The organism is Vibrio sp. 10N.286.52.C3, assembly GCF_041468865.1.
In the GTDB taxonomy this organism is placed as follows: domain Bacteria; phylum Pseudomonadota; class Gammaproteobacteria; order Enterobacterales; family Vibrionaceae; genus Vibrio; species Vibrio crassostreae_C.
The window spans coordinates 63607-75818 of the sequence record NZ_JBFRJM010000053.1 but is presented as its reverse complement, the minus strand read 5'-3'; the positions used below and the strand labels follow the sequence as shown (position 1 = coordinate 75818).

11 protein-coding genes are annotated in these 12212 nt (G+C 45.1%); 7 read left to right on the top strand and 4 right to left on the bottom strand.

Features of this window, described 5'->3' with window-relative positions; all coding sequences use genetic code 11:
* Positions 1–314 precede the first annotated feature (314 nt).
* Together pflB and AB4138_RS16925 are read right to left on the bottom strand one after the other, a co-directional pair.
* The gene (gene pflB / locus AB4138_RS16930; RefSeq protein WP_372306916.1) at positions 315–2612 is read right to left on the bottom strand and encodes a formate C-acetyltransferase; all 2298 of its coding nucleotides are present in this window, start codon (positions 2610–2612) and stop codon (positions 315–317) included.
* A gap of 232 nt (positions 2613–2844) precedes the next feature.
* On the bottom strand, positions 2845–3189 hold the full coding sequence (locus AB4138_RS16925; RefSeq protein WP_017061635.1) for a multidrug efflux SMR transporter: 345 nt from the start codon (positions 3187–3189) through the stop codon (positions 2845–2847).
* Between the two features lie 322 nt (positions 3190–3511).
* On the opposite strand from AB4138_RS16925, the gene AB4138_RS16920 reads away from it, so the two are divergent.
* Together AB4138_RS16920 and fghA are read left to right on the top strand one after the other, a co-directional pair.
* The gene (locus AB4138_RS16920; protein ID WP_017064961.1) at positions 3512–4660 is read left to right on the top strand and encodes an S-(hydroxymethyl)glutathione dehydrogenase/class III alcohol dehydrogenase; all 1149 of its coding nucleotides are present in this window, start codon (positions 3512–3514) and stop codon (positions 4658–4660) included.
* Between the two features lie 154 nt (positions 4661–4814).
* A complete protein-coding gene (gene fghA / locus AB4138_RS16915) occupies positions 4815–5654 on the top strand; it encodes an S-formylglutathione hydrolase (RefSeq protein ID WP_017061633.1) in 840 nt (279 codons plus the stop codon).
* 77 nt (positions 5655–5731) lie between these two features.
* Here fghA and AB4138_RS16910 read toward each other — a convergent pair whose 3' ends face one another.
* On the bottom strand, positions 5732–6814 hold the full coding sequence (locus tag AB4138_RS16910; RefSeq protein WP_017069766.1) for an aminotransferase class I/II-fold pyridoxal phosphate-dependent enzyme: 1083 nt from the start codon (positions 6812–6814) through the stop codon (positions 5732–5734).
* A gap of 306 nt (positions 6815–7120) precedes the next feature.
* Between AB4138_RS16910 and AB4138_RS16905 the strand changes: the two genes are divergently transcribed.
* From AB4138_RS16905 to AB4138_RS16885, 5 genes are all read left to right on the top strand, one after another.
* A complete protein-coding gene (locus AB4138_RS16905; RefSeq protein WP_372306913.1) occupies positions 7121–7522 on the top strand; it encodes a hypothetical protein in 402 nt (133 codons plus the stop codon).
* 224 nt (positions 7523–7746) lie between these two features.
* Complete coding sequence (locus AB4138_RS16900) at positions 7747–8484, top strand: NUDIX domain-containing protein (RefSeq protein WP_372306909.1); 738 nt, start codon at positions 7747–7749, stop codon at positions 8482–8484.
* Between the two features lie 204 nt (positions 8485–8688).
* Entirely contained in the window at positions 8689–9072 is a 384-nt protein-coding gene (locus AB4138_RS16895) for a sigma 54-interacting transcriptional regulator (protein WP_372306921.1), read from the top strand.
* Positions 8967–9719, top strand: coding sequence for a sigma-54-dependent Fis family transcriptional regulator (locus tag AB4138_RS16890; protein ID WP_372306918.1), 753 nt, complete (start codon positions 8967–8969; stop codon positions 9717–9719). The genes AB4138_RS16895 and AB4138_RS16890 overlap by 106 nt, the downstream gene beginning before the upstream one ends.
* A 112-nt stretch (positions 9720–9831) precedes the next feature.
* Positions 9832–11334, top strand: coding sequence for a deoxyribodipyrimidine photo-lyase/cryptochrome family protein (locus tag AB4138_RS16885; RefSeq protein WP_372306906.1), 1503 nt, complete (start codon positions 9832–9834; stop codon positions 11332–11334).
* Here AB4138_RS16885 and AB4138_RS16880 read toward each other — a convergent pair.
* Positions 11303–12154 carry a LysR family transcriptional regulator gene (locus AB4138_RS16880; RefSeq protein WP_372306903.1) on the bottom strand — a complete coding sequence of 284 codons (852 nt, stop codon included), beginning with the start codon at positions 12152–12154 and terminating at the stop codon, positions 11303–11305. The genes AB4138_RS16885 and AB4138_RS16880 overlap by 32 nt on opposite strands.
* Positions 12155–12212 lie beyond the last annotated feature (58 nt).

Genomic DNA, 12212 nt, shown 5'->3' with positions numbered 1-12212 from the left:
AGAAGCCGAATATACGACCGAATCTTAACTTTTATTGCCAAAATCACTTTGTAAATACGTGGATTCCATATACTGAATGGGGCAAAGATAAGTTAGAGCTCCTAGTGATCTCTGACATAAAAAACAAGCGAATCCCCCCAAAAAAAGCATCAAAGTAATTCCAATCACCGTGTAAATATCGGTTTTGCCCATATACCAGCCAAGACAACGCGACGTCCAACAACATGATTACCGCCATACTCGACGCACAAAAAAGCGCGAGAGACGGATGTCATTCTCGCGCTTTTTAGGACCGTATAACTTGAAGTTTACGGTTAGATCTTAGCAGTAAACGTACGGCTAATTACATCTTGTTGCTGCTCACGTGTTAGCGAGTTGAATCGTACTGCGTAACCCGAGACTCGGATGGTTAACTGTGGGTATTTTTCTGGATGTTCGACGGCATCCAACAACATGTCACGGTTAAGCACGTTCACGTTAAGATGTTGCCCACCCTCAACACGAATCGATCCTGCACTTTCTTCATGGTGGAAGTAACCATCCATTAGTGCTGCTAGGTTCACTTTTTGGCTTAGATCATCTTTACCTAGTGCATTTGGTACGATTGAGAAGGTGTAAGAAATACCATCTTTAGCGTACTCGAACGGCAGTTTGGCAACTGAAGAAAGTGAAGCCACCGCCCCTTTCTCATCACGACCGTGCATTGGGTTTGCGCCCGGGCCAAATGGCATACCAGCGCGGCGACCATCAGGCGTGTTACCGGTTTTTTTACCATATACAACGTTTGAAGTAATCGTAAGGATAGATTGAGTTGGAACCGCTTCACGGTAGGTGTTCCTTTTCTGAATTTTCTTCATAAAACGTTCAACCAAATCACAAGCAATATCATCGACACGTGAATCGTTGTTGCCGAATTTTGGATATTCGCCTTCAATATCAAAGTCGACAGCGATGCCATCTTCGTTACGTACTGGTGTTACCTTCGCGTATTTGATAGCCGCTAACGAGTCAGCAACAACCGACAGCCCTGCAATACCACAAGCCATTGTGCGATGAACATCGCGATCCATCAATGCCATTAACGATGCTTCATAGCTGTAACGGTCATGCGAGTAATGGATCACGTTCAGCGCAGTGACGTATTGCGTTGCAAGCCAATCCATCATGTCATCAAAGCGTGGCATTAAGCGGTCAAAATCGAGAACTTCATCTTCGATACGAGCAACTTGAGGACCAACCTGCATGTTAGATTTTTCATCAACACCACCGTTAATGGTGTAAAGTAGCGCTTTAGCAAGGTTTGCGCGAGCGCCAAAGAACTGCATATGTTGGCCAACCACCTGCGGGCTTACACAACACGCAATCGCGTAATCGTCATTATCAAAATCCGCACGCATTAGATCGTCGTTCTCATACTGAAGTGATGAGGTTTCGATAGACACTTTAGCCGCGTATTGTTTAAACGCGATAGGCAGTTGTTCAGACCATAGAACCGTCATGTTCGGCTCTGGCGCTGGGCCCATCGTGTGCAATGTGTGCAAGTAGCGGAAAGTCGTTTTGCTAACAAGAGTACGACCATCAACGCCCATACCAGCCATTGCTTCTGTTGCCCAAATTGGGTCGCCAGAGAACAATGAATCGTATTCAGGAGTGCGAAGGAAACGAACCATACGAAGCTTCATGATGAAATGGTCAATCAACTCTTGCGCTTGTTTTTCATCAATCAGACCAAGTTTAAGGTCTCGTTCGATGTAAACATCTAGGAAGGTTGATGTGCGGCCTAGCGACATCGCAGCACCATTTTGAGACTTAACCGCAGCTAAGTAACCAAAATAGGTAAATTGGATTGCTTCTTGCGCAGTACGAGCAGGAGAAGACATATCAATGCCGTACTTCAAACCCATTTCTCGCATTTCATCAAGGGCACGAATTTGATCAGTAAGCTCTTCACGTAGACGCAATGTCTTATCTAAATCACCACCCGTTTCAAGCATCTTCTGAGTCGATTTGAATTGCTCATTTTTGTCTAATTTTAGGAAGTCGATACCGTACAAAGCAAGACGACGGTAGTCGCCGATAATGCGTCCACGACCATAAGCATCCGGCAGACCAGTAATAATACCAGAACGGCGACATGCTTTAATTTCGTCGGTATAAAGATCGAACGCTACTTGGTTATGCGTTTTGCGGTACTCAGTGAAGATCTTTTCGATTTGTGGCTCTAATTCACGACCGTACACTTCGCACGACGTTTTCACCATTCGAATACCACCATTGGCGATGATGCCGCGTTTCAGTGGTTTATCGGTTTGTAGACCCACGATTTTTTCGAGTTTTTTTACAATGTAACCGGCATCGTGTGAGGTGATAGTGGAAACGATATCAGTATCAAAATCGACAGGGGCATGAGTGCGGCTTTCTTCTTTAATACCTTCTAGCACCGACTCCCATAGCTGTGTCGTCGACTCCGACACGTCCGCAAGAAAAGACTCATCGCCTTCATAAGGGGTGTAGTTTCGCTGAATAAAATCACGTGCATTAACGGATGTTTGCCAGTCGCCAGCTTGAAATCCCGTCCAAGCTTCCATCATATCGGTTGTCGGAATAGTCATAATGACCCCCTAAGTTATTGATAAAAAGATAATATCTATGATTATTTATAATCATTGGTTTCTGCTGGCTATACTAAACCGACCAATCTATGAGTAAAGTGAGCTGTTTTCATAAAATACATGCACAAAATGCATTTATTGGAATTACTATATTATATTCAATACCTTAAGTTGAAGGCTAACTACTCTAGATTCCAATTAGTTTGTTCCTTCAGAAGTAGGAAATAGACTCTTAGTGACTCACCGACGTTGAAAACAGGTTAATGACCACCACACCAGACAGAATCAAAGCGATGCCAATGATCGCGTAGATGTCTAGCTTTTGCCCGTAGACCAACCAAGACAACGCCGCGACCAACACTATCCCTGCGCCACACCAAATCGCATACGCCACACCCAAAGACATGGTTTGAACCGTGAGAGACAACAGATAAAAAGCAAAGCCATAACCGACGAGTACTGCGGCGGTCGCAGGAAGGGAAGTAAATTGCTGCGTTTTAGGCAATAAAGAAGTCGCGACAACTTCAAGCACGATGGCAAGTGACAGCATCACTGGAGGCGGAAGAGATAAAAGCATGTTTGAGTCCACAACATTAAATACGGCGCTCAGAATATTGTAGTTTTATTTCCAATTCATGTGATTTTCAGTAAGCAATTATTATGACGTACCTTAAAAATTCTTAAGTGTGACTTTCGGTTAACACGAGGAACCTAAATGCTCTATTATTACAAATACGTAATAATCATTTTCTATTTAAGGGGATTATCAAAACATGCACTCACACCTATACTAGCTCCAACAAAACGAGAGAGCGGAAACAATTAAGCTCAACTACGCTTAACGGGTTGAAGCTAATTGCACGGTTATCCGCTGTACTGACATATATAGGAAACATCCAATGACAATCGAAATTAAACCTGGTCAAACTCATATCAAATCAAAAGCAATGGTTGCATGGGCAGCTGGCGAGCCACTAAAAATGGAAGAAGTTGATGTACAACTTCCTAAAGCTGGTGAGGTTCTAGTTCGCATCGTTGCTACTGGTGTTTGTCACACTGACGCATTCACATTATCAGGTGACGATCCAGAAGGTATCTTCCCTTCAATTCTTGGTCACGAAGGTGGCGGTATCGTTGAGATGATCGGCGAAGGCGTTACAAGTGTTGAGATTGGCGACCACGTTATCCCACTTTACACAGCTGAATGTGGCGAATGTAAGTTCTGTAAATCTGGTAAAACTAACCTATGCCAAGCCGTTCGTGAAACGCAAGGTAAAGGCCTAATGCCAGACGGTACAAGCCGCTTCTCTATCAATGGCGAAACAATTTTCCATTACATGGGTTGCTCGACTTTCTCTGAGTACACAGTACTTCCAGAAATATCTCTAGCGAAAGTAAGCAAAGAAGCACCACTTGAAGAAGTTTGTCTTCTAGGTTGTGGTGTAACTACGGGTATGGGCGCGGTACTTAACACAGCTAAAGTTGAAAAAGGCGACAACGTTGCTGTATTCGGCCTAGGTGGTATCGGTCTTTCTGCAATCATTGGTGCTCGCATGGCTGGTGCTGACCGCATCATCGGTGTTGATATCAACGAGAGCAAATTCGAGCTAGCAAAACAGCTTGGCGCGACTGACTGCATCAACCCAACTAAATTCGACAAGCCAATCCAAGACGTTATCGTTGAGATGACAGACGGTGGTGTTGAGTACTCTTTCGAGTGTATCGGTAACGTAAACGTGATGCGTCAAGCACTTGAGTGCTGTCACAAAGGTTGGGGCGAATCTGTCATCATTGGTGTTGCGGGTGCAGGCCAAGAGATCGCAACTCGTCCATTCCAACTAGTGACTGGTCGTGTATGGCGTGGCTCTGCTTTCGGTGGTGTTAAAGGCCGCTCTGAGCTTCCAGAAATCGTAAACCGTTACATGGCGGGTGAGTTTGGCCTTCAAGAGTTCATCACTCACACAATGGGTCTGCAAGACGTAAACGAAGCATTCGACCTAATGCACAAAGGTGAATCTATCCGTACTGTTCTACACATGGATAAGTAACACATCTTGGCCTCGATTCTTTCGAGCATCGAGGCCACAGCTACAAATGAATAGCAACAAACTGTCTTCACCACCTCCTGCCCGGTGGGTGGTGAAACTTTATGTAATATAGACAAATTTACTCCCAAACCATCAACCTAACGGAGCACAATAGATGACAATCGAAAACATTAGCCAAGCAAAGGTTGCTGGTGGTTGGCACAAACAATACACCCACTTTTCTGCAACGCTTGACTGCAACATGCGTTTTGCGATTTTCTTGCCACCTAACGCAAGCAAAGAAAACCCAGTTCCTGTTTTGTATTGGTTGTCAGGCTTAACCTGTACCGATGAAAACTTCATGCAAAAAGCCGGCGCTTTCAAAGCCGCGGCTGAGCAAGGCATCGCGATTGTTGCACCAGACACTAGCCCACGTGGCGAAGGTGTTGCCGACGATGAAAATTACGATCTCGGCCAAGGTGCAGGCTTCTATGTGAATGCCACTCAAGCGCCATGGGACAGCCATTACCACATGTACGATTACGTGGTAACAGAGCTCCCTGCATTAATTGAGTCGTTCTTCCCTGTTACATCCGTAAAATCGATTTCTGGTCACAGCATGGGCGGACATGGTGCCCTAACGATTGGCATTAAAAACGAAGATAGCTACCGTTCTATCTCTGCATTCAGCCCAATCACCAACCCAATGCAATGCCCTTGGGGACAAAAAGCCTTCAACCAATACCTAGGCTTGGATATTGAAGAGTGGAAACACTACGATGCCTCTGAGCTTCTAAAAACCAAAGGCACTAAACTGCCAATGTTGGTCGACCAAGGTGAAGCCGATAACTTCCTGATTGAACAGCTTAAACCTGAGCAATTAGTCGAAGCCGCTAAGGTAACCAATGCCGATTTAGATCTACGTATGCAGCCTGGTTACGACCACAGCTACTACTTCATCTCTAGCTTTATTGATGAACACATTGAGTTCCACGCTGCTTACTTAAACAAGTAGCCAGATGAATTTAGCCCGCACTTTGTAAACGCAAGGTGCGGGCTTTTTAATACCTGATGATTTTATAACGGTTGCTTTTATAACTGCTGAATACGCTGCTTTAACGCTTCTAAATCCACATCATTTCCAACAATTCGTAATCGAACATACTCTTCAGTCATCGCGTCGCACGTAATAGCAAAATCGACACCCGAACATGTCTTAATACCGATACTCTCAAATAGCTTTGAAAGGTGAGTTCCTCTCTTTTTCAACAACATAATGGGCGTCGATATTGACGTGCCAACTACCTCAATATTGTTCTCAGACAACAAGCCGATCATTTGCTGCTTAAAGTATTCAGTTTTGCTGCGGTTCATTTCTAAGAAGTGTTTTGCATTGGGTAAGGTCGCCGATGCGATTTTTATTGAGGGGTAAGTCGGCGTAAACACACTCACCGCAGCTTCGATTGCAGAAGTCAGGTTTTCACTGCTGGCTAAGTAACCGAGTCGAATCCCAGCGAGCCCTAAACCTTTAGAAAAGGTTCGTAAAACTATTAAGTTGTCCAAGACTAAGGTCTGATCGAGCATAGACTGCTCAGGGGTCAGGTATTCACCATATGCCTCGTCGACAATCAAAATAGCGCCAGAACGCTCACATACTCTCGCTATCTCGACCAGATAAGCTCTGTCGTAGATTCGACCCGTTGGGTTGTTGGGATTATCGATATACACCAAGGCAGGATTTTGACTGCTTATTTTTGATGCCAACACACCGAACAGATCCGACTCGTTTTGATAATCAAACATGTTGATGGACTGGTACTTCCCGCCCACCAAAGTGAACTCTGATACTGCTTCAACAAACTGAGGGCCAATGCCTATCATGGTGCGATTGTTGTGATCGATCAGTTTATTGAAGATAAGTTCTAGCGCCCCAAGAGAGCCCGTGGTGTACGTAATACGACAATCTTCAATCCCAATAAACTGGCGAGTCAGATAAGTCAGCTCCGAAAGCTCCCTGTGGCAATAGTACTTATCAATACCGTAGATAATATCTTTGATCACATGTTCAGGAATTTCTGGTGCGCCAAATGGATTGGAGCCAAGTGAACAATCGATACGAAATGAGTGATCGACATAAGAATGGTATTCGCCACTTAACCGTGGATTTAAATGCATAAGAAAACGCTCAAAAAATATTCATGCGCTATTCTTATCGTACTGAATTTTATCTATATAGGTCATTTCGCGACAGTTCTTCGCCTTGTTTCGAGAGACTGGTTAAAAACCAAGATTGGTTCAAATAACGAATTCTCTTAAGCCATAATCAAGAGTTAAGCACTCGTGTTTACATTTCGAGTTAACCGAACCGCTTTCTTTGCGCTAGATTAAGCTGAGATAAGATAGGGTAATAACAGAGCTTGCATCTTTACTCTCCCTAGTTACCATAGCCCCATTAACATCCCCCATATTTTGAAGGTTGCTATGAAAGCAATTAAGACTCTTTTCTTCCTGATGGTTTTATTGAGCGGTCTGTTTACCGCTTGGCTGTTTATTCCAATTCCAGCGACCATGGACAAGCAAACGCTCGACGTTCCATTAACGGAACCATTCAAGCTTGTTGCGTATCGCAGCAACCCGAATGATGCGAGCAAGCCGCTGACTTACCACTACTATGTGATTTCAGATGTGGTTGGTGTAGACGACATGGACCCATTCCTGATTACCACGGACAAGTTCGTGAAGCTTGGCGAATTCGACGAGAACACATTCAACCTTACGGTTAACGGCAAGATTGATAGCTACACCAACGATTTGTGGATCAAGAAATCTGATGGCAAGCTTCAACACTGGTACGTGAGTATTAACGCAAACTATATTCGTTAAAATCGAACTGCAATAAACCTCATTTTAAAACTGCGCTTTGGCTTCCAAGCGCAGTTTTTGTTTCTAGCAACACCCTCCACTTATCCCGACCCGTTCGACATAAACTGCATTGCCTACTTTTGATTCACTGCTGCCCTTGCTCTCAAGGTGTTATAAGCTCTTTAGATACGATAAGCTCAGACCATGCTCGACGCCCAATAAATCAAAATAATAAAGGATCACCCGTGGAATTTACGCTCGACAAATTTAACGGCATCATCATTGACCCAGCAACAGCCCCTCACGATGTTGACTCATTCAATGCCGAACTCAGCGAGATCACCGAATTTTCAAAGCAGAATAGCAAAGGCATTATTTGGATTAGCTTACCTATTTCACTCTCGCACCTTATTCCGGTGGCGACTGAGCTTGGCTTTGTGTTTCACAACTGCTTAGAAGACGAGATTACGCTGATCCACAAATCCGAGATTGTAGAGTTTGTGCCTTTCATTCCGACCCACACCTTGGGTGCTGGCGCGTTAATCACTAACGAACACAACCAAGTGCTGATGATTAAAGAACACGGCATGACGGGCTACAAATTACCGGGCGGTCATATTGAGTTGGGTGAAGGCATTGAAGAATCCGTGGTTCGAGAAACCTTAGAAGAGACTGGCATCGAAGCCACGTTCGTTTCAGTGGTTGGCATGGCGACGAGACACCCGTATCAATTCGGAAAGTCTAACCTCTACTTTGTTTGTCACCTTATCGCTCAAACTCAAGAGATTGCGATTCAAGACACAGATGAAATTGCAGAAGCTAAATGGATTGATGTTGAAGAGTACATTAACAACCCCGACAGCTACCCGTTCAACCGCCAGTTAGTCGGCTCTTTGATAGGCAAACAAGGATTAGAACTTACCCAACTAGAAGGCAACTATGGCCCAGTCCACAAGCCCGAGATCTTCTTTTCGAAAAACTAAAGCGATTCAAACATAAAAACGCCAAGCTCATAAGAACTTGGCGTTTTGCTTTTCATTTTACTTAGATTATTTTAGTCAACTCGTTGCTAGTGACTACTTGATAAACCGTTCTAGAACCTATCTATTTTAGAAAAAACCTAGTGGATTGGTATCGTAGCTGATCAACAGGTTCTTAGTATTTTGGTAGTGATCGAGCATCATCTTATGTGTCTCACGGCCGATGCCGGATTTCTTATAACCACCAAACGCACGCGCTCCATTTCAGCATCGTGTGATTTGCACCATGGCGAGCAACAAATCGAACACGCTTGGCAGCAAGCCAACAAGGTAATCGATAAAGGGATCAGTTTGTTGATCTTAGGAGAAACAGGAGTTGGCAAAGGCGAGTTTGTTAAAGTGCTGCACAAGCAAAGCCAGCGTAAGTCTTCGCCCTTGGTAGCGGTAAATTGTGGCGTGCTGCCTAAAGACCTTATCGAATCTGAATCGAATCTGAACTGTTTGTTTACGCGCCGGGCGCCTTTACGGGAGCAAGCCACAAGGGCTTCCAAGGTAAGATCCGTCAAGCAGATAAAGGGATTCTATTTCTAGATGAGATCGCCGACATGCCTTTAGAAGCTCAGTGCCGACTACTGCATGTTCTGCAAGACAAATCCGTGGTGCCAGTTGGTTCTAATCAAAGCTATCAAGTCGATTGTCAGATCATCGCTGCAACTCACAAAAACCTCGAGCAGTTAGTCGCAACAGGTGAGTTTAGGCAAGACCTGTATTACAGACTCAATGGCTTAGCCTTCACCTTGCCAAGCCTACAACACCGACAAGACAAGCACGCTTTAATCGAGCACATTCATCGTAAATACGCCGAAGACGAACAGACAATCTGCCCGCACTTGATGAGCTTACTGTGCGCCTATTCTTGGCCGGGTAATATCCGCGAATTAGACAACTTACTTAAGGTTGCTGCTCTATTAGCAAGTGATGAACCCCAACTCACACTCGAGCATGTGCCCAGCCACCTTGCTCAACATCTCACGTCATTAGCACACGATAATCAGCATCAGCTAATGACTTCTAATGCCATAAAAGGTACAGCGAGTAACGATTTAAGAAGCACCGTTGAAGAAACCTTGTTGCAAACTTATCAAGCCAACCAAGGCAACATCAGTAAGACGTCACGCATACTTGGTATCAGCCGTAATACGATTTATCGAAAACTAAAAAGCTTAGGCATTCTCTAATAATGAAAACAGGCTCTCATAACCTGCCCTTTCATTATCGAAAATAAAACTCACTTCCTGTGAGACGTTTTGCCCTCTGACTCGTAATGCTTGAAAACGAAAGAGGGCTCAGATGCAAACAATCAACATAGTGTGGCTAAAGCGCGATTTAAGACTCACCGACCACGCACCTTTACAACACGCTTTATCAGGTCAACCCCCAACGATATTGCTCTACATTTTCGAACCTATGCTGCTAAACAATGCCCACTACTCTGAGCGACATTGGCGGTTTGTTTGGCAGTCGCTGCAATGCATGAATCGGTCGCTGAAAGAGTATGGACATGAGGTTTCAATACTTCATGGCAGTGCGATGGACTGCTTCAAAGCGATCCAATCTCGTTACCGCATCAAAAACGTCTTCTCTCATCAAGAGATAGGATTAAATTGCACTTTTGAGCGTGACAGAGAACTCTCTGCTTGGTTTACAGATCACAACATCCCATGGCAAGAGTTCGCACAGGGCGCTGTCGTGAGAGGGTCGAAAGACAGAATCGGTTGGGACAAGCACTGGAACAGTGTCATGCGTGCTCCCATAGAAGAAAATCAGTTAACGACAGAATTACTGCATACCCTTGATGCGGAGGAGCTTAAATTCGTAATCGAGCCTCCACCAGCTTGGTTAACCAAAGTTAAAGGCATACAAACGGGTGGAAGCGCACTGGCATGGGCAACATTAAATGACTTCTTTGAGCGCCGCGGTCGCGATTACTACCGCAGTATCTCAAGCCCAGAAGCGTCACGCCATGCTTGTACTCGCCTATCTCCGTATTTGGCTTGGGGCAACATATCGCTGCGTGAAGTTTATCAACATCTGTTGGGACACTGGCACGTTGCAGGGTTTCGTCGCAGCCTAATTGCCCTTTCTTCAAGGCTTCATTGGCACTGTCATTTCATGCAGAAGTTTGAATCGGAATGCGAGATGGAATTTCGCTGCATCAACCACGCCTACGAGACGTTATTGCAGAATGAGACGGTAAAAGATCCAACACGTTTGGGGGTATGGAAGGCGGGATTAACAGGCGTGCCATTGGTCGACGCCTGTATGCGCTGCCTGCATCATACGGGCTATATTAATTTCCGTATGCGCTCAATGCTGGTGAGCTTTCTCACTCATCATATGAATATGGACTGGCGTGATGGCGTCACTCACTTAGCGCAGCTGTTTCTCGATTTTGAACCCGGTATTCACTACCCACAGTTTCAGATGCAAGCTGGGGTTACAGGAATCAACACTATCCGAATTTACAATCCGACTAAGCAAGCGCAAGAGCACGATTCAGATGGATACTTCATTCGTAAATGGGTGCCAGAACTTTCAGACATACCCACTCCACTTTTGTTTGAGCCTTGGAAGATGACGCCTATGGAAATGATGATGCATGAGCTCAAACCAGATTCCCCTTACCTGAACCCAGTCGTCGATCTCGACACTAGTGCCAGAGAAGCCCGGGTGCGTTTATGGTCGTGGCGAAAACTGACTGAGGTAAAACAAGAACGTAGCCGTATTTTGGCTCGCCATGTCAGGCCACCGAAGAAGAAGCCTAATCAGAACCCAGCTCCACAAGTTGATTGAGCACTTCTTTATCCAATACCGGGTGATGCTTACTCGCTAGGATCAGCACAATATCGACCGAAGGCAACGGCGGCATATCATCAAGAATTTTCAAATCTGAAGTCACGCTTAGCTTACCCATCGCACCAATCGCTAATCCTGCTTTCACGATTGCACGCTGCGCTGAAGCGGTATTGCTACACGCCAATAACTGATAAGGCGTGCCCTGCTTGGTTAAGCCATTCACTGCCGCTGCGTGGTACTTACAATCGGTCTGAAACAAGGCTAGTGGGACTGGTTTAGACTCATCGAATGCATAGTCAGGGCTGCTTATCCAAACACCCACATCATGTGTAAGCCAGTAACCCTCTTCACTATCAGGCGCTCTGGTGACAATCGCCGCATCTAAACGGCCATCATCTAACCACTCTCTGAGGTTAATACTTGGTAGGCTAAATATTTGAATGGAACAGGTAGGTTCTGCTTGCTGTAACAGGCGAATCACTTTTGGAAGAATGGTGTCGTTGTAGTCTTCAGGGCAGCCGAGTCGCAGAGGTTGTTTGTCTTCATAACGCTTTACTTGCTTGAGGGCGGTGTTGTGGAGGGCGACCAACTGTTCGGCATGAGAACGCAGCGCTAAGCCAGCTTCAGTCAGTATTAAATTACGTCCTTCTTTCTGGAAAAGAGTGACGTTGAGTTCTTCTTCCAACTTACGCATCTGAGCACTGAATGCCGATTGGGTACGATTTATCTGTTTCGCTGCACGAGTGAAACTACTGGTTTCCACAAACGCGAGAAAGCCTCGCAAAGCATCAATATCCATATTGAAATCACCACCCATCGTTTTTATTAATGTATTGCATCAAAATTATCCGTTAGTGCTCCGCAATACAATCCCC

Excerpts from the sequence above, each read along its gene's own strand:
- pflB (WP_372306916.1), bottom strand. The coding sequence starts at position 2,612 with ATGACTATTCCGACAACCGATATGATGGAAGCTTGGACGGGATTTCAA.
- AB4138_RS16925 (WP_017061635.1), bottom strand. The coding sequence starts at position 3,189 with ATGCTTTTATCTCTTCCGCCTCCAGTGATGCTGTCACTTGCCATCGTG.
- AB4138_RS16920 (WP_017064961.1), top strand. The coding sequence starts at position 3,512 with ATGACAATCGAAATTAAACCTGGTCAAACTCATATCAAATCAAAAGCA.
- fghA (WP_017061633.1), top strand. The coding sequence starts at position 4,815 with ATGACAATCGAAAACATTAGCCAAGCAAAGGTTGCTGGTGGTTGGCAC.
- AB4138_RS16910 (WP_017069766.1), bottom strand. The coding sequence starts at position 6,814 with ATGCATTTAAATCCACGGTTAAGTGGCGAATACCATTCTTATGTCGAT.
- AB4138_RS16905 (WP_372306913.1), top strand. The coding sequence starts at position 7,121 with ATGAAAGCAATTAAGACTCTTTTCTTCCTGATGGTTTTATTGAGCGGT.
- AB4138_RS16895 (WP_372306921.1), top strand. The coding sequence starts at position 8,689 with ATGTGTCTCACGGCCGATGCCGGATTTCTTATAACCACCAAACGCACG.
- AB4138_RS16885 (WP_372306906.1), top strand. The coding sequence starts at position 9,832 with ATGCAAACAATCAACATAGTGTGGCTAAAGCGCGATTTAAGACTCACC.
- AB4138_RS16880 (WP_372306903.1), bottom strand. The coding sequence starts at position 12,154 with ATGGGTGGTGATTTCAATATGGATATTGATGCTTTGCGAGGCTTTCTC.